The sequence below is a fragment of the Neisseria sp. KEM232 genome, from assembly GCF_002237445.1.
Classification (GTDB): Bacteria; Pseudomonadota; Gammaproteobacteria; order Burkholderiales; family Neisseriaceae; genus Neisseria.
Genome location: NZ_CP022527.1, coordinates 1,801,482 through 1,819,360 on the forward strand (window position 1 = coordinate 1,801,482; position 17,879 = coordinate 1,819,360).

General features: G+C 61.9%; 11 protein-coding genes. 3 read left to right on the top strand and 8 right to left on the bottom strand.

The window, feature by feature from the left end:
- Window positions 1-67: 67 nt before the first annotated feature.
- The 3 genes from msbA to glyQ all read right to left on the bottom strand — a co-directional run bounded on the left by msbA (window position 68) and on the right by glyQ (window position 4,076).
- Window positions 68-1,915: a lipid A export permease/ATP-binding protein MsbA gene (msbA, locus tag CGZ77_RS08875; protein ID WP_009426861.1), complete on the bottom strand. Its 1,848-nt coding sequence runs from the start codon at window positions 1,913-1,915 to the stop codon at window positions 68-70.
- A 103-nt stretch (window positions 1,916-2,018) separates the two neighbouring features.
- Complete coding sequence (gene rhuM, locus CGZ77_RS08880; protein ID WP_009426863.1) at window positions 2,019-3,005, bottom strand: RhuM family protein; 987 nt, start codon at window positions 3,003-3,005, stop codon at window positions 2,019-2,021.
- Window positions 3,006-3,164: 159 nt separating this feature from the next.
- Complete coding sequence (gene glyQ / locus CGZ77_RS08885) at window positions 3,165-4,076, bottom strand: glycine--tRNA ligase subunit alpha (protein ID WP_036496516.1); 912 nt, start codon at window positions 4,074-4,076, stop codon at window positions 3,165-3,167.
- Between the two features lie 128 nt (window positions 4,077-4,204).
- Between glyQ and CGZ77_RS08890 the strand changes: the two genes are divergently transcribed.
- The 3 genes from CGZ77_RS08890 (at window position 4,205) to CGZ77_RS08900 (ending at window position 6,819) form a co-directional block, all read left to right on the top strand.
- On the top strand, window positions 4,205-4,861 hold the full coding sequence (locus CGZ77_RS08890) for an OmpA family protein (protein ID WP_009426865.1): 657 nt from the start codon (window positions 4,205-4,207) through the stop codon (window positions 4,859-4,861).
- 285 nt (window positions 4,862-5,146) lie between these two features.
- A complete protein-coding gene (gene pgl / locus CGZ77_RS08895) occupies window positions 5,147-5,842 on the top strand; it encodes a 6-phosphogluconolactonase (RefSeq protein ID WP_009426866.1) in 696 nt (231 codons plus the stop codon).
- A 110-nt stretch (window positions 5,843-5,952) separates the two neighbouring features.
- A complete protein-coding gene (locus tag CGZ77_RS08900; RefSeq protein WP_036496477.1) occupies window positions 5,953-6,819 on the top strand; it encodes an SIS domain-containing protein in 867 nt (288 codons plus the stop codon).
- 242 nt (window positions 6,820-7,061) lie between these two features.
- Here the strand turns inward: CGZ77_RS08900 and CGZ77_RS08905 are convergent, their stop codons facing one another.
- The 5 genes from CGZ77_RS08905 to secA form a co-directional block, all read right to left on the bottom strand.
- Window positions 7,062-9,296, bottom strand: coding sequence for a DNA internalization-related competence protein ComEC/Rec2 (locus tag CGZ77_RS08905; protein ID WP_009426868.1), 2,235 nt, complete (start codon window positions 9,294-9,296; stop codon window positions 7,062-7,064).
- Between the two features lie 406 nt (window positions 9,297-9,702).
- The gene (locus tag CGZ77_RS08910; RefSeq protein WP_009426870.1) at window positions 9,703-11,046 is read right to left on the bottom strand and encodes an FAD-dependent oxidoreductase; all 1,344 of its coding nucleotides are present in this window, start codon (window positions 11,044-11,046) and stop codon (window positions 9,703-9,705) included.
- 275 nt (window positions 11,047-11,321) lie between these two features.
- On the bottom strand, window positions 11,322-12,776 hold the full coding sequence (locus CGZ77_RS08915; RefSeq protein WP_051040457.1) for a hypothetical protein: 1,455 nt from the start codon (window positions 12,774-12,776) through the stop codon (window positions 11,322-11,324).
- A gap of 196 nt (window positions 12,777-12,972) precedes the next feature.
- Window positions 12,973-14,841 carry a tetratricopeptide repeat protein gene (locus CGZ77_RS08920; protein ID WP_009426874.1) on the bottom strand — a complete coding sequence of 623 codons (1,869 nt, stop codon included), beginning with the start codon at window positions 14,839-14,841 and terminating at the stop codon, window positions 12,973-12,975.
- Window positions 14,842-15,094: 253 nt separating this feature from the next.
- Window positions 15,095-17,863, bottom strand: coding sequence for a preprotein translocase subunit SecA (secA, locus tag CGZ77_RS08925; protein WP_094031126.1), 2,769 nt, complete (start codon window positions 17,861-17,863; stop codon window positions 15,095-15,097).
- Window positions 17,864-17,879: the final 16 nt, after the last annotated feature.

Consider the following 17,879-nt stretch of genomic DNA (forward strand, 5'->3'; position numbering starts at 1 on the left):
GGGTTTTGCGTGCTGCGTTTGTTTTTCAGACGGCCTTTGAAGGGCAGGTTATGAGACCGTCTGAAAGTCATTCCGGCGCGGGCATTTTGCGGCTGAGGGCAGCGTAGTAGCCTTGTTTTTCCAGCAGTTCGGCATGGCTGCCCTGTTCGATGATGCGGCCGCCGTCCATGACGATGATGCGGTCGGCCTGTTCGACGGTGGACAGGCGGTGGGCGACGATGATGCTGGTGCGGTTGCTCATCAGGCGTTCGAGTGCCTGTTGCACGAGGCGTTCGGATTCGTTGTCGAGTGCGCTGGTGGCTTCGTCAAGCAGCAGTATGGGGGCGTCTTTCAGGATGGCGCGGGCGATGGAGACGCGCTGGCGCTGGCCGCCGGAGAGCTGGTTGCCGTTGGCGCCGACGGGGGTGTGCCAGCCCTGCGGCTGCCGTTGCGCGAAGTCCCACAGGTTGGCGGCTTTGAGGGCGGTTTCCACTTCGGCTTCCGTGGCGTCGGGGCGGCCGTAAAGCACGTTATTATACAAGGTATCGTCAAACAGAAATACGTCTTGGGAGACGAGGGCGAACTGGCGGCGCAGGCTCTCGAGGGTGAGTTCTTCTATGTCGGTGCCGTCGAGGAGGATGCGGCCGGATTCGGCTTCGACAAAGCGGGGCAGGAGGTTGACGGCGGTGGTTTTGCCGCTGCCGGAGCTGCCGACGAGGGCGGTTTTTTCGCCGGGTGCGATGTCGAGGCAGAAGTCGTCGAGGGCTTTTTTGTCCTGTCCGGCGTAGCGCACGTTGATGTGGTCGAATTTCAGACGGCCTTGGGCGCGGTCTATGGTTTTGCTGCCGCCGTCGGCTTCGTCGGGGATGTCGAGAAATTCGCAGACGTTGTCGGCGGCGATAAACATGGCCTGCATGGGGATGCCGACATTGGCGAGGTTTTTGATCGGGGCGACCATTTGCAGCATGGCGATGATGAAGGCCATGAATTCGCCGATGGTGGTGGTGCCGCTGCGGCTCTGCCACAGGGCGATGAAGATGACGACGGCCAGCGCGACGGAGGCGATGAATTCGCTGACGGGCGAGCGGGCGGAGGAGGCTTGGGCGATTTTTTTGTTGATGCGTACGATGTTGTCGTTTACGGCGGCGAAGCGGTCAAGCGCGTTTTGGTAGCCGCCGAACATTTTGACGATGCGGTGTCCCTGATGCAGCTCGTTGATGACGGAGGTCAGCTCGGAGAGGGTGAGCTGGGCACCGATTTGCGGGGCTTTCAGGCGTTTACGGTAATAGGAAGAGAGCCAAAGCAGCAGGGGAAACATCAACACCACCACCAGGCTGAGCTGCCAGTTGAGATAGAGCAGCACGAACACCAGGCCGGCGACAATCAGGCTGTCGCGGCAGACGGTAACGAACACGCCCGATGCGTTGGAAACGGCGATGCCCGCCTGCACGAGAAAACGGCCGGACAGGTTGCCCGAAGGTTCTTCCTGCTGCACTTTCGACGACAGTTTCAGCATTTTGGCGAACATATCGCGGCGCAGGTGCGCTATTGCTTCCACGCCCACCCACGAGAGCAGGTAGTCGCTGACAAAGCGCCCCAGCCCGCGCAGGGTAACAAGAAAAATCAGAAACGCAGGCACCGCCCAAACTTTGTATTCCGAGCCCCAGATAAAATGGTTCATCCGGTTTTTCAAATCCGCAAGCGCCGCATACCAGTGACCGGCTTCGCCTGCTGCGGGCGCGGCTTCGGGCGCGACAAAACCTTGGTTGACAAGGGGCGCGATAAAGGCGGCCAGATAGCTTTCCGTGCCAGCAACGACGACGATGGCGAGAAATGCCCAGAAAATACGCATTTTGTAGGGCAGCATATAGCCGAGCAGCCGTCTGAGATTCTGTGTGTCTTGCTTGTTGAACAGGCTGAAAGATTTTTCGGTCATGGGGCGGAATGCTCTGTTTGGATTGGCAGGCAGCGGCTGCGGTTTTACGGTAACGGCGTTTTCAGACGGCCTTTGGCGGCAGGCTGAGGCCGTCTGAAAAGCGTCAGGCTGCCTGAAGCATGTGCATGATCAGGCGGATAAGCGTGTCTTTTTGTTTGGGGTCGGACTCGGCCACCAGCAGCGTGAGTGCAGCCAGGCCGGTGTCGTTGATGACGGTTTCGCCGCGCGTGTTAAACAAACGCCCGTTGCGGTGCAGGAAATCGGCAAACAAAAATGCGCCGCTGCGTTTGTTGCCGTCTGAAAACGGATGGTTTTTGACGACGAAATACAGAAGGTGCGCGGCTTTGCTTTCGATGCTGGGATACGCGGGTTCGCCAAATACCGTTTGCTCGAGATTACCGAGTAGGGCTTCAAGGCCGCCGTCGCGCTCGCGGGCGAACAGTTCGGTGGCTTCACCGCGCGTGATTAACTGCTGCTTGAACTGTGCCAGCGCGGCGCGGGCTTCGCCGACAGTGGGCAGCGTGCCGCCCGCCTGGGCTTTGGGTTCGCTCAACAAGCCTTCGTCGTATTGCTGCAGCCAGAGAAAGGTTTGTGCATAGCGGCCGATAATATCAACCAGCCCGCGCCCGCTTTCGACGGTCAGCTCGGGCGAAGCGGCGGTTTTGCGGATAAGGGCGACGGCCTGCTCCAGCTCGGCGGCGTTTTGCTGCAAACGGCTTTGGTTGAGCGCGTAGCCTTTGAGCAGGTAGTCTTTCAGGCGGGCGGTTGCCCAGCGGCGGAAGGCCACGCCCTGCGGGGATTTCACCCGATAGCCGACAGAGATGATCATATCCAAGTTGTAATGATCAATCTCGCGTTTCACCGAGCGCGAGCCTTCTTGGCGAACTATCCGGAATTTCCGGATAGTTGGTTCTTTCTCCAATTCGCCTTCGGCAAAAGTATTGCCGATATGCTCGTTTATGGTGCGGACGTCTTTACCAAAAAGCTGCGCCATCTGCGCCTGCGACAGCCACACGGTTTCTTGGCCGAAACGCACTTCCACCTGCGTTTGGCCGTCTGAAGTCTGATAGATTTCGATGGGATTGTTCATGGTTCCAGCTTTTTTCAGGCAGCCTGAAAGCCGTTCGGGAAAATCCGCCGTTTAGAAACACCGGCAGCCAAAACAGCCGCGCCGTTTTATGCTTTCAGACGGCCTTGCTGCACATCAAAGGCCGTCTGAAAGCGCAGCTTCAACGAAGTTAAAACCCTTTCAGGCTGCTTTTTCCTGCGTTTTCAACAACGGGAAACCGAGCTTCTCGCGCCCTTCCACATATTTTTGCGCCACGCTGCGGCTTAGGGCACGGATGCGGCCGATGTAGGTGGCGCGTTCGGTTACGGAAATCGCGCCGCGCGCGTCCAGCAGGTTAAAGGTATGGCCGGCTTTGAGCACCAGCTCGTAAGCAGGCAGGGCAAGCGATGCGTCTTCCAGCGCAAGCAGGCGTTTGGCTTGAGCTTCGTAGCCGTTGAATTGGTCAAGCAGCCAGGCGGCGTCGCTGTATTCGAAGTTGTAGGTGGATTGTTCGACTTCGTTTTGGTGGTACACGTCGCCGTAGGTAAGTTTGTCGCCTGTGGGCGTAATCGTCCAAACCAAGTCGTACACGTTTTCCACGCCTTGCAGATACATGGCCAGGCGTTCGATGCCGTAGGTGATTTCGCCGAGCACGGGGGCGCAGTCGATGCCGCCTACTTGCTGGAAATAGGTGAACTGGGTTACTTCCATGCCGTTGAGCCATACTTCCCAGCCCAAGCCCCATGCGCCGAGTGTGGGGTTTTCCCAGTCGTCTTCAACGAAGCGGATGTCGTGCACGGTGGGGTCGATGCCCAGCTCTTTCAGGCTGCCCAGATACAAATCTTGGATGTCGGCGGGCGCGGGTTTGAGCGCGACTTGGAACTGGTAATAGTGTTGCAGGCGATTGGGGTTGTCGCCGTAGCGGCCGTCTTTGGGGCGGCGGCTGGGCTGCACATAGGCAACGTTCCACGGCTCGGGGCCGAGCGCGCGCAGGCAGGTAGCAGGGTGGGATGTGCCCGCGCCCACTTCCATGTCAAAAGGCTGAATGATGGCGCAGCCTTGGGCGGCCCAATAGTTTTGTAGTTTGAAGATGATTTGTTGGAAAGTCAGCATGGCGGAAAGTTGTGTGATTCGCAGAAAAGCGGGCATTTTACTGTTTAGGCGGGGCTTTGGATAGCTTGGTGCGGACATTGCCTTTATAATGGCGAAAATTTTTGTTTGTCTTTTGTAAAAGGAATGTGATGAGCAGCAATCAGCAGAAAGAACAGAAAATCGGTTTGTGGCTGGTCGGCGGCGCGGCGGGTTTGTCGGTGCTGACCGTTTTGTTTTTGTCAGTGTGGGGTTGGGAAACCGGCCGCATAGAAGGCTCGCCCGATTACGGCCGCGCCGCGTCGGAAGCGTCCGCACCGGCACAGATGCCGCAGGAACTTGAGGGAAGCGCCCCCGTTTTGGGCAGCGGTATCCCCGATGCCGTGGCGGTTGAAGAAACCGTTATCGAAATTTCCGCACCGCAAACCGAAGCGGCCGCTTCGGCCGCACCTGCCGCCGGGGCAGCGCCGCAGGACGGGCAGGACGAAGCGAAAATCGTCACGGCCAACGGCGCGGTGAAATTCTACTTTGCCAGCGGCAAGGACGATGTCGCACCGGGCGCGCAGCAGGCGTTGAAAGACGTGCTGGTGGCCGCGCTGGCGGGTAAAAAAGTAGTGGTGTCCGGCTATCACGACAACACCGGCAACGCCGCCTTCAACGAAGAATTGTCCAAACGCCGCGCACTGGCCGTGCGCTCCGTGCTGCAAGGCTTCGGCGTACCCGAGAAACAAATCGAGCTGCGCAAACCGGCCGATGCCGACGCAGGCATCGGAGCGGAGGCGCGCCGCGTCGAAGTGTTCGTCGAATAATTCCCGCACGGAAAAGGCCGTCTGAAAGCGCCGCGCCGGCGAGAGGCTTTCAGACGGCCTTTCGTTCCCCGCGCATGCGCAACGGGCGCGGCGGATGTGTTTTAACTTCGTTGAAACCCCGCTTTCAGACGGCCTGCGCTTTAAACGTCGAGGCCGTCTGAAAACGGCAAAAGCGGTGTTCAGACGGCCTTTATCGTAGGAGGCGACCGCACCTTTTGCGTCATCAGCGCTGTCTGCAAGCTTTCGGACGCGATGCCCGCACCGTCCAAATAAAAGGAAAACCCGATGAATGCTTCTTTCCACACCTTCCCCACCGCCGAAGCCGCCGCCCGCGCCCTGTCAAAAGCCGTGGCGCAAGATTTGCGCGCGGCTCTGGCGGCAAAAGGAAACGCCGTGCTGGCCGTATCGGGCGGACGCTCGCCCCTTGCCTTTTTCCGTGCCCTGTCGCAGGAAGATTTGGACTGGAAAAACGTTGCCGTCACGCTGGCCGACGAGCGCCTTGTGCCCACTGCCCATGCCGACAGCAACACGCGTCTGGTGCGGGAAAACCTGCTGCAAAACCGCGCCACCGAAGCGCAGTGGATAGCGCTGGTGGCCGACGGCGACACCGTGCCGCCGCCCGCCGAAGCCGTGGCGGCCGCGCTGCGTCTTTACCGCCGCGCCGACGTGCTGGTGCTCGGCATGGGCGGCGACGGCCACACCGCCTCGCTGTTTCCCGACGCGCCGCAGCTTTCAGACGGCCTCTCGCCCGATTACCCGCAGCCGCTGCTGCACGTTTCCCCGCCTGCCGCGCCGCATGAGCGTATTTCGCTGGCGCTGGCGGAAATCGCCCGTGTGCCGCGCGTCTATCTGGCGATTGCCGGTGCGGACAAGCTGGCGGTGTACCGCCGCGCCGAGGCCGAAGCTTCGGCGGCTCTCCCCGTCGGACTTGCCGCAGCGGCCGCGCCTTCCTTCGCCGTGTATTATGCGGCCGATGTCTGAGCCGCCGTTTGCGCGAACCATGTTTCAATTTTATTCAAACCCCGTTTTCAGACGGCCTCAGGCCGTCTGAAAACGGCAATAAACCAAAAGGGAAAACAAAGGAAAATAAAGTGTTGAACCAAATCAGCCTGTCGCTCTCCGCCCTGTCGGGTGCGGAGCGCAAAGTTGCCGAATGTGCGCTGGCCGACCCCAAATGGTTTGTCCATGCGGCCGTGGCCGACATCGCCCGCCGCTCGGGCGTCAGCCAGCCCACCGTGATCCGCTTCTGCCGCAGCATGGGTTTCAAAGGGCTGCCCGAATTCAAAATCGCCCTGTCCGCCGACATGGGCAACGAGGGTATGCCCTTCGTTCACGAAGAGCTCAACGCGCAGGACGACATGGCCGCCGTGATGGAAAAAGTGCTCGGCAATACTGCCGCCGCCATCTTGGGCGCGCGCCGCTTTCTTGACGAAGCCGAGTTGGAACGCGCCGTGTCGCTCTTGGTGCACGCGCGGCGCATCGAGTTTTACGGCGTCGGCAATTCCGGCATCGTCGCGCAGGACGCGCAGCACAAATTCTTCCGCTTCGGCATCTCCACCGTCGCCTATTCCGACCTGCACATCCAGCTGATGGCGGCGGCCGTGTTGAGCGATCAGGACGTGGTAGTGGTGATTTCCAAATCGGGCACGCCCTCCGGCCTGCTTGACGTGGCGGCGGCCGCCAAAGCCAACGGCGCCGCCGTGATCGCCGTCACCCGCGCCGGTTCGCCGCTAGCCGAATTGGCCGACTGCGTGCTCAACGTGTTCACACAGGAAGACAGCGAACGCTACACACCGATGGTGTCGCGCCTGCTGCAACTGACCGTCATCGACATCCTCGCCATCGGCCTCGCCCTGCGCCTGGGCGAAACCGCCAGCCTGCAACTGGAAAAAGGCAAACGCAGCCTGCAAGGGCGGCATGTGGACGCGGGCAGGGGCAAAAGTCAAGAGGCCGTCTGAAAACGCCGAAACGAAAAAGGCCGTCTGAAAACCCCGTTTCGGGTTTTCAGACGGCCTATTGTTGTGCACGGCGGATTCGATGCTTTCAGACGGCCTGCGGCTTGTTTTTTGAGGCCGTTCCCGCCTTCGCGGGAATGACGTTTCTGAAACCCGTCGGAACAACAGCGTTCCCTCTCCCGCGCTTGCGGCGCAGGGGAGGGAGTTTGGTGCGCGCGGGGTTTTCGGTTCCAACCGCCGCACGTTCAGTCGGCAAACGGTTTCTGCTGCCAGTAAAAGCGTTTGGGCTGCCATTGGCGTGCGCTCAGGGTTTGGCCGCCGCTGTCGAACAGCCATGCGCCTTGTCGGTCGGTGCGCAGCAGGTGTGCGCCGTGGGCGGACAGGCGGGTTTGCACTTCGCGGGCGGGGTGGCCGTAGGGATTGCCGAAGCCTGCCGAGGCGACGGCGTAATCGGGCGATACGGCGTTGACAAACGCGCCCGACGACGAGCCTTTGCTGCCGTGGTGTCCCAACACCAACACCTGCGAGCGCAGGGCGTCGCCGTAGCGGCGTACCAGTTCGGCCTCACCGCGCGTGTCCAAGTCGCCCGTTACCAGCACCGCCGTTTCCCCCGCCAGCACGCGCAGCACGCAGCTTTGACCGTTGTCGCCCGCGCCGCCCGCGCCCGTGTCCAAAAGCTCGAAGCGCACGCCGTCCCATTCCCATGCCGTTTCCTCGCGGCAGCTTTGCGCCTGCGGGTAAAACTCCGGCTGTCCGGCCAGCACGGCGCGCGGGCGCAGGGCGGCTGTGAGCAGCGGCGCGCCGCCGTCGTGGTCGGCATCGTGGTGCGACAAAAGCAGCACGTCCGGCCGCCGCACGCCGAGCGCGCGCAGGACGGGCAGGGTCTGCATCTGCGCCGCACCCTCCGTGCCCGTATCGAACAGGAGGACGTGCGAGGCCGTCTGAAAATACACCGACAAACCCTGTCCGACATCGATCACGACGGTTTTCAGACGGCCTTGTTCGGGCGGCGCGGGGCGGTAGAAGACAAAGCCCGCCAGCACCAGCGCCGCCCACGGCCGCAAGCCCGCGCCGCGCGGCAGCAGCCACACGCAGGCCGCCGCAGCCGCCAGCGCGGACAGCGGCCACGGCGCGGCGGCCACGCCCCATTCGGGCGCGTAATCCGCCAGCCAAGCCAGCGTCTGCAAAGTCTGTTCGCCCAGCCATGATGCCGCGTATTGCAGCGGGTAAAACGGCAGCAGCGACGCCGCCAACGCCAGCGGCACCAGCACCCAGGAAAACCACGGAATCATCGGCGCGTTTGCCAGCGGCGAGGCAAGGGGCAGGGCGGCAAACAGCCAGCCCGTTGCCACCGACGAGGCCAGCGTCGCCGCCCACTGCCCGCGCAGGGCGGCAAGCGGCCAAGAACGCCTGCCCGTGCGCCACGAGTCCGCCCACAGCAGAGACGCCACCAAACCGAAGGACAGCCAGCTTCCCACCGCGAGTGCCGCCGAGGGGTCGAGCAGCAAAACCAAAGCCAGCGCAAACCACCAGCCGCGCCAGGCCGAAGCCGCGCCGCCCGCCGCCCACGCGGCCGCCACCGCCGCCACCATCAGCAGCGAGCGCAGCGTCGGCACGGCAAAACCCGCCAGCGCCGTGTAAAACAAGGCCGCCGCCACGCCCGCCGCCAGCAGCCAAACCTTCGGCCGGCGCGGCGCAACGGGCAGTACGAGCAGCAGCCTTTTTGCCAGCCATGCCGCCAGCAGCGCCACCATCGACACGTGCAGCCCCGACACGCTTACCAGATGGTTCAGCCCCAGCGGGCGGAAAGCCTGCCACCATTCGCCGCGCAACGCGTCCTGTTCGCCGACGGCCAACGCCCGCATCAGTGCCGCGCCGTCGGCCGTTTCCTGCGGCATCCGCCGCCAGCTTGCGCTGACGGCTGCGCGCAGGCGCAGGAGGCCGTCTGAAAGGCCGTCTGCAAACCCCAGCGCCTGCCGATCGGCACCCGCCGTCGCCAGCGCGTCGATGCCGTTGGCCAGCGCCCATGCCTCGCGGCCGAAACCGCGCGCGTTGTTCTCGCCGACGGGGGCGCGCATCCGCAGGTTCAGCCGCCACACGCTGCCTGCAGGCCAGTCGCGGCGGCGGTAGTCGGCCAGCTGCACGCGGTAGCTTCGTCCGTCGTCCGCCACCGCTTCGGCGCTAAAGCGCACCCGCCGCCCGTCGTCCTGCGCCAGCCCCGTCACGCGCACCGCCGCCGCCAGCGTCTCGCCCTGTTTTTCAGACGGCCACCGCTGCGCCAACGCCAGCTCCGTGCGCCACACGCCGTAAGCCGCGCCGACAAGCAGCAGCAAAAGCAGCAAACCCGCGCGTTTCCACCGCAGCAGAGCCGCCGCCGCGCAGCAGAAAGCCGCCGCCCACGCAGCGGGCGGCGGCACAAAGGGCAGGGCGAACGACAGCAGTACGCCGGTGGCGAAAGCGGGCAGTAGGTAAAAGGGCACGGCGGCTCCTGTCGGCTTGGCTTGATGGTTGGGAAAAGGCCGTTCCTGCCTGTGCGTAAATGAGGTTTCCGGAACGGTGGCGGGATAAATTTTCCGATAGCGGCACGTTTCGGGATGCCGGTGTTGTTGAGGCCGTCTGAAAGCGCGGATCGGGTTTTCAGACGGCCTTTGTGGGTGTGTGCCACATCAGGCGCGCGTTCTTTGCCGTTTGAGAGGCCGTCTGAAACCGTCCCAAAGCCGTTTCGGCTTTGCCGAAGCTGTGCTTTCGGAAACGCCGTCACCGCGTTTGTGTCCCGAGGGAGTGTCGGCGGGAGCGGCTTTTGGGGTTTTCAGACGGCCTTTGAGGTTCTGAAACTGCGTGCGTCGCGGGCGGCACACCCTGCGCCATACGGGTCGGGCCGGTTTTTTAACAGTCCGCAAACAAATCATTCAGCCCTTCGGAGATGGTCGGGTGGGTGAAGATTTGGTTTTTCAGGTAGGCGGCGGGGACGCGGAAATCCATTGCCATTTTGATTTGGTTGATGATTTCGTGCGCTTCGGCGCAGAACAGGGTTACGCCGAGGATTTCGCCGCTGTGCGCGTCCACCACGGCTTTGAGCAGGCCGTCGGTTTGGTTGAGCACTTTGGCTTTCGTGATCGCGTCGGCTTTCAGTTTCAACACTTTCACGTCGCGCCCCGACTGCTGCGCGGCGGTTTCGGTTAGGCCGATGTGGGCGAGCGGCGGCTCGGTGAAGGTGGCGGTCGGGAACGGGGCGCGGTCGGCGCGGTGGCGTTTGCCGTCGCCGAAAAGCTGTTCGCGCACGATGCGGTAGTCGTCCAGCGAGATGTAGGTGAACATCGGGCTGCCCGCCACGTCGCCCATCGCCCAAATGTAGTCTTTGCCCTGCACGCGCAGGTAGTCGTCAACGAGAATGAAGCCGCGCGGATCGGTTTCGATGCCCGCGTTCGCCAGTCCCAGGCCCTGCGTGTTCGGCACGCGGCCTACGCCCACCAGCACCGCATCGGCGGTAAATTCGCCTTGCGAGGTGATGACGCTGGTGTCCGCCGCGTTGTCGCGGATGTCTTCTATCTTCACGCTTTGTAACACTTTGATTCCCTTGCTGTTTAACACGCGCAGCATTTCTTCGGCGATATCGCGGTCTTCGCGCGGCAGGAAGGTGTCGCCGCCGTCGAGAATCGTGATTTCGCTGCCGAAAGCGCGGAACATAAAGGCGAATTCCAGGCCGATGTAGCCGCCGCCGATGATGACGAGGCGGCGCGGATGCTCGTTCAGCGCGAGCACGCCGGTGCTGTCGAGCACGCGCGGGCTGTCTTCGCCTGCCACGCCCAAACGGCGCGGTGTTGCGCCGGTGTTGATGAAAATGCGTTCGGCGGTGATCGTTTGTTCGCTGCCGTCTGCGCCAGTGAGTTTGACCGTGCGATCGTCGATAAACTCGGCGCGGGCGTTGATGACGGTAACGTTGTCCAGATTGTCCAATTTGGCGAAATTGGCGGCACGCAGTTTGGGAATCAGGGTGTTTTTCGCGTTCATCGCCGCGTCAAACACGGCGGCTTTGTCGGCGTTATGCCCGCGCTGCTCGCCTTCGACAATCAGTTTTTTGCTGGGAATGCAGCCGATGTTGATGCAGGTGCCGCCGTACATCTGCGCCGACTGCTCGACCAACACGACCTGCTGCCCGTGTTTCGCCAAATCCGCCGCCAGCGTTTTGCCTGCCTTGCCGAAGCCGATGATGAGGTTTTGTGTGTGCATAATGTTGTCTCCGTTGAATAAAAATGATGGGTCTGTTGGGATGTCCGGCTGAAAACTGCAGCCGGTTTTTGCAGGTTTTGTAGCGCCCTGCGGCGCACGTGTTCTTTGCCGTTTGATAGGTCGTCTGAAATCTTCCCGATGCCGTTTCGGCTTTGCCGAAGCTGCGCTTTTAGAAACGCCATCTCCGCGTTTTTGCCTCGAAGGGGTGCCGGAGGGAGCGGCTTTGGGTTTTCAGACGGCCTGCGTTTGTTTTTCAGCAAGCGATGGCAGGCTTTTCAATCCGCTTCTTCGTCGTATTCCTCCTGCGTGGCCAGACGGATGCCGCTTTTTTGCAACTCGGCAAGGAGGGCGGGGGGCGGGTTGAGGTTTTCGAGGCCGGTGATGCGTTTGAGATGGGGCAGGCGGGGGAGGTCTGCGGCGGCGGCTTGGGTGATGGGGAGCATTTGGTCGCAGCCGGGGTCGTAATACGGCCACAGTTCGGCGTAAAGCGGGGAGCAGCCGTCTTCGATATGGAGTTCTTCTACGGTGGCGAGCATCTCGGGCGGGATGTCGAGCCGGGTGAAGTAGTCGAGGATTTCGGGCACGGGGGCGTAGCCGTCGGTGTCGCGGCTGATGACGCGCGTTTCGCAGTCTGCGGCGAAGCGGTCGAAGTTGAGGCGGGGGGCGAGGGTGTTTTGCCGGTACATCAGTTCGTCGATTACGGCGAGTTTGAGGGCGGTGTCGCGGAACGGGGTTTGCGGCGGCGCGGCTTTGGCGGCTTTGGCGGGTTTGGACGGTTTGGCGGCAGGCAGTAGGCCGCGCAGGGCGGCGGCGGCGGGGGTGTCGGGGGCGGCTTCGGCGAGCAGGCGGATGTTTTCGCGTACGGGGCGGCTGCGTTTGAGCCATTTGATGAGGCCGGGTCGGGTGTCGGCGGTGTCATCCGCGCCGTTTTCCGTCAAATCGAATTCTTCCAACACTTGCTGTTGCAGGATTTCGGTTTGCGCGGCATCGCATTGCGGCAGGGCAGCTTTCAGGATGGCGGCGGCGTTTTGGTAGGGGTAGCTGTCGGTGTCGCCGTCGCCGAACATTTGGCTGAGGCAGTAGTCCTGCCGGTTTTGCGCGCCAAGGGCAAGCAGGGCGGCGAAGGCGGCGATGGGGTCGGGGGCTTGTTCGAGGTAGCTTTCAAAGAAGCTGCTGTATTGTTCGGGAAAGCGTTGCAGGTAGGGGCGGACGAGGGCGGCGGCAGGAATGAAATTTTCAGGCTGGTCGTGGGTGCTGTGGTGGAAGTAGAGGTCGAGCAGGCTGCCGAGCCAGTTTGCGGCGCGGCTTTCGGGCGGCAGCGGGGCGGCGGTGGCAGCGGCGAGGTGTTCGGCAAGTTGCGCGCCATATTGGGCGAGGACTTCGCCGGTTTGGCGGGTGTTGTCATAGCGTTCGGCGATGAATTTGCGTTGGGCAAACAGGGCGGCGAATTCGTCCAAGCCCTGCCATTGTTGCCACTGCTGCGCGGCGGCCTGTTGGAGGATGGGGAACAGGAAGGTGTAGTAGTGGCGCAAATCGGCTATCGGGTGCTGCTCGAAGTATTTGAGCCATTCGCGGCGCACGGCTTTGCGGGATGCGGGGTCTTGTTGGAGTTGGGCGAGGTTGCGGCCGAGCATGGAGGCCAGGGGGTTGGGCTCGGGCGGGGGTGTGCCGCTGTGGCCGTCTGAAAGTTTGGCGGCGGGGTTGGTTTTTTTGCGGAAGAAGGAGAACATGGCGGGCTGGCTTTTTGCGTGAGGTGGTAAAGTCGGGCGGGGTGGTTCGGGCGGCTTTGGGCTGTATGGCGGGAAACGCGTGCGGTGTGGCAGATTTATCCGGCAGCGCATCCAGACCGCGTGCGTCGCTTGCGCCACACCCTGACTTAGCGGCGGAGGCCGTCTGAAAAACGTTTTTCAGACGGCCTTTGCTGTTTCAGACGGCCTTTTTCTTTTTTGCGGGGGCGGGTTTGCTTTTGCCGGTTTCGGCGGCGGGTTTGTCGGAGATGCCGAGGCGGCGCAGGGTGTCGTTCAGGACATGGGTGTTGCCGCCGGCGGCACGCCCTTGTTTGAAGGTTTCGCGGGCTTCGTCTTTGCGGCCGAGTGTCCACAGGACTTCGCCCAGGTGGGCGGCAACTTCGGCTTCGGGGTGTTCTTTGAAGGCGTATTGCAGGTAGGGTAGGGCGGCTTCGGGGTCGCCTTTGAGGAAGTAGGCCCAGCCGAGGCTGTCGTTAATGGCGGGCTCTTCGGGCAGTTGTTCGAAGGCGGCGCTGATGAGGGGGAAGGCTTCTTCGATTTGGGGGGCGGGCAGGGTGAGCAGGGTGTAGCCGAGGGCGTTTTGCGCGTTGGGGTTGCCGGGGGAGAGCTCGAGGTAGCGGCGCAGGTCGGCGACGGCTTTGGCGGGTTGGCCGAGGCGGTCGCTGTAGATCATGGCGCGCTGGTAGAGGATGCTGCCGAGCATTTCGGCATTGCCGGGCTGTTTGGCTGTGCGCTCGTAGAGGCGGTTGAGTTCGGCGAGCGCCTGTTTGGCGTTGCTGCTGTGGCCGAGGACGACGAGTTCAAGACCGGTGAGGTGACCCGTGTCGAAGAAGCGGCCCTGGCGGGCGGTCATGCTGCGGGCGCGGCGGACTTCGGCGGCGGCCTGCGGCCATTTTTGTTCTTCGGCATAAAGCGAGGCGGCAAGAACGGCTTTGTCGAAGGCGTAGTCGGGGGAGTGGATTTTGTCGAGCCAGCCATGTGCTTCGGTGTAGCGTTTGTTATCGGCGTTGCGCATGACGGCGATGACGGCGGCACGACTTTGCTGCTCCTGTGTGCCGGTTTGGTAGGCTTTGGTGAGGTAGGTGAGGATTTCGTCGAGCGGGGCTTGGCGTCCGGCGGACAGGAGGGCGGCTTGGATGTAGAGGTCGGCGTTGGGGCGTTTGTCGATGAGTTCGCGCAGGAGTTTGCCGGCCTCTTCTTTTTTGTTGGCGAAGATGAGGGCTTCGACTTGGAGTTCCTGCCAGACGGGGGAGAGTTTGGCGGTGTCGGTTTCGGCGAAGAAGCGGTTGATGATGTCGGGTTTGCGCTGACCGATCAGGCGCATGGTGAGGTAGGTGGGGGGGAGGATGTCGCTGTCGAGCGCGGCCAGGCGCTGCAGTGCCTGCACGGAGGCGTCGGTTTTGTCGTTGAGGGCGCTGAGGATGGCGTCGGCGATGACGGCGTCCGGTTTGTCGGGATAGGCTTTGGCGCGGTTGTGGACGGGTTCTTCCATGAGTTTGGCCACGGCGGGGTTTTGTGCGGCGGTTTGGGCGGTGAGCAGGAAGATGCGGCTGCGCTGGCTTTCGTCGGCGCCTTCGAGGGCGGCGTCGAAGCCGTCGCGGGCGTTGGCATAGTGGCCGCGCACCATGTCGCGCATCCAGGTGATGCGTTTGAGGGCGGGGCCGGGGACGGGTTCGATTTTCAGCCAGCGCTGGTAGATTTGTTCGGCCTGTTCGTAAGCGCCGAGGCCGACGGCCATGTCCATTGCGCGTTCGGCTACTTCGGGGTCGCGGGTGCGTTCGAGCATGACGAGATAGGTACCCAGGGCGGTGGCGGGGTCGCCTTTGTGCAGGGCGATTTCGGCGCCGAAGAGGGTGAAGGCGTCGTTGGTACGTTTGACGACGGCTTCGCGGCGGGCGGCTTCAGCGGCGTCGATGGTGATGTGGCGGTGGCTGCCGACTTTGGTAACGGGGCGGCTGCCTGTACCGGCGGCATGGAGCGCGGGAGCGGCGAGTGTCAGCAGGAGGGCGAGGGCGGCGGGGCGCAGGCGGGATTTTTTGTCGGACATGGTGTTCTCGGTGGATGCAAAGGGGCGGGGTGGTGGTGCGGGCTTTGCCGCAGCGGTGTTTTAACTTCGTTGAAACTTCGCTTTCAGACGGCCTGTAACGGGAAAGGAGCTACTTTAACATACGGCGGAATGAATTTTATAGTGATTGGCTTGCAGAGAGCGGTTTGCCGTTTGCGGCGGGCGGATGTGAAAACTGCGCCGGAAAGTGCAAAGGTACTTTCCGGCGCAGTTTGCGGTTGCTGCGGATGCGGCGTCAGTCGAGCTTGCCGTGGCAGTGTTTGTATTTCAGGCCGCTGCCGCAGGGGCAGGGGTCGTTGCGGTGGACGACGATACCGCGCGCGGCCAGCGCTTCGGGGGTGTAGCTGCTGCTGTCGGCATTCGGATCGAAGGCTTCGGCGGCCAGCCCGCTGCGTGACTGCGACAGCACTTCTTCCATATCGGGCGCGTCGGCTTGGAAGGCGTGGGCGTTCAGATCGGCCAAGTCGGCAGGTTCGCTCTCCTGCGCCAGCGGCTCGTCCATACGAACCTGTACGGAAGCCAGTATCGAGGCGATTTGGTATTTAATGCCGTTCCACAGGTTTTGGAACATTTCGAAGGCTTCGCGTTTGTATTCCTGCTTGGGGTTTTTCTGGGCGTAGCCGCGCAGGTGGATACCGTGGCGCAGGTAGTCCATGGCAGAGAGGTGGTCGCGCCACTGGGTATCGATGACTTGCAGCATGACGTTGCGCTCGTACTGGCGCATTTCGTTTTCGTCGACGAGGGCGGTTTTGTCGCTGTAATCCTGTTCCATTTGCGAGAGCAGACGCTCTTTCACGTCTTGGTTGTCGAGCGTGTTGTCTTCTTTCAGCCAGCCCTGAATGTCGGCGTGCAGGCGGAAATCGGCAGCGAGTCGGGCTTCCAGGCCGGGCAGATCCCATTGTTCTTCCATGCTGTCGGGCGGCATATGGGTATCGACCAGCGAGGAAACGGTTTCGGTGCGGAATTCTTTGCCCAGATCGCTGATGCTGTCGGATGCGAGGATGTCGTTGCGCTGGAAGTAGATGACTTTGCGCTGGTCGTTGGCGATGTCGTCGTATTCCAAAACCTGTTTGCGCATATCGAAGTTGCGTCCTTCGACTTTGCGCTGCGCGCCTTCGATCTGGCGGGTAAGCATGCCCGCTTCGATGGCTACGCCGCGCTCGGGTGCGAGGCGGTTGAGGATGGCGGCGGCGCGGTCGAGGGCGAAGAGGCGCAGGAGCGGGTCTTCAAACGAGAGGTAGAAGCGGCTGGAACCGGGGTCGCCCTGACGTCCGGCGCGGCCGCGCAGCTGGTTGTCGATGCGGCGGCTTTCGTGGCGTTCGGTGCCGATGATGTGCAGGCCGCCCGCTTCCATGACTTTGTCGTGTTCTTCCTGCCAGCCGTTTTCCAAGGCGGAAATTTTGGCGGCTTTTTCTTCTTCGCTCAGGCTCTCGTCGGCTCGAATGGCGTCGGACTGGTGTTTGACGTTGCCGCCGAGCACGATGTCGGTACCGCGTCCGGCCATATTGGTGGCGACGGTAATCGCGCCGACTTTGCCCGCCTGCGCCACAATCAGCGCTTCGCGCTGGTGTTCTTTGGCGTTCAGAACGTTGTGCGGAATGCCCTGTTGGCGCAGCAGGGTGGAAACGAGTTCGGAATTTTCGATGCTGGTGGTGCCGACGAGTACGGGTTGGCCGCGGTTGAAGCATTCGATGATGTCTTTGACGACGGCTTCGTATTTCTCTTCCGACGAGCGGAAAATCTGGTCGTTGAAGTCTTTGCGCTGAATCGGGCGGTTGGTCGGGATGATGACGGTTTCCAGATTGTAGATACTTTGGAATTCGAAGGCTTCGGTGTCGGCCGTGCCGGTCATGCCGGAGAGTTTGGTGTAGAGGCGGAAGTAGTTTTGGAAGGTAATCGAAGCGAGGGTTTGGTTTTCGCGTTTGATTTCCACGCCTTCTTTGGCTTCGACAGCCTGATGCAGGCCGTCCGACCAGCGGCGGCCGGACATCAGACGGCCTGTGAATTCGTCGACGATGACGATTTCGCCGTCCTGAATCACATAGTGCTGGTCTTTGTGGAACAGGGAATGCGCGCGCAGGGCGGCCATCAGGTGGTGCATCAGGGAGATATTGGATACGGCGTAGAGCGAATCGCCTTCGGCCAGCAGACCCATGCGCGTCAGGATGGTTTCGGCGTGTTCGTGGCCGGTTTCGCTGAGCAGGACGCTGTGGTTTTTCTCGTCAACCCAGTAATCGCCTTCGCCTTCTTCGGTTTCCTGACGGAACAGCTGCGGGGGGACTTGGTTCATGATTTCGTACAGGCTGACGTTGTCGTCGGCCTGGCCGGAGATAATCAGCGGCGTGCGTGCTTCGTCGATGAGGATGGAGTCCACTTCGTCCACGACGGCGAAATTCAGTTCGCGTTGCACTTTGTCGTATTGGTTGACGACCATATTGTCGCGCAGGTAGTCGAAACCGAACTCGTTGTTGGTGCCGTAGGTGATGTCGGCGCCGTATGCAGTTTGGCGTTGGAAGGGGTCGAGATCGCTGATGATGACGCCGACTTCGAGGCCGAGGAAGTTGTAGAGCGGGCGCATGGTTGCCGCGTCGCGCTGTGCCAGGTAGTCGTTGACGGTGACGACGTGCACGCCTTTGCCCGAAAGGGCGTTCAGATACACGGGCAGGGTGGCCACCAGGGTTTTGCCCTCACCGGTACGCATTTCGGCGATTTTGCCGTAGTGCAGCACCATGCCGCCGATCAGCTGGACGTCGAAATGGCGCATGCCGAGCACGCGCCTGGAAGCTTCGCGGCAGACGGCGAAGGCTTCGGGCAGAATGTCGTCCAAATTTGCGCCATCGGCGATGCGCTGTTTGAATTCGGCGGTTTTGCCTTGCAGCGCGGCATCGTCGAGCGCCTGGATGCCTGCTTCCAATTCGTTGATTTTTGCTACGGTTTTCCGGTATTGCTTCAGCAGACGGTCATTGCGGCTGCCGAATACTTTTTTCGCTAGTTGGGTAAGCATGGATTTCTGAACCTGT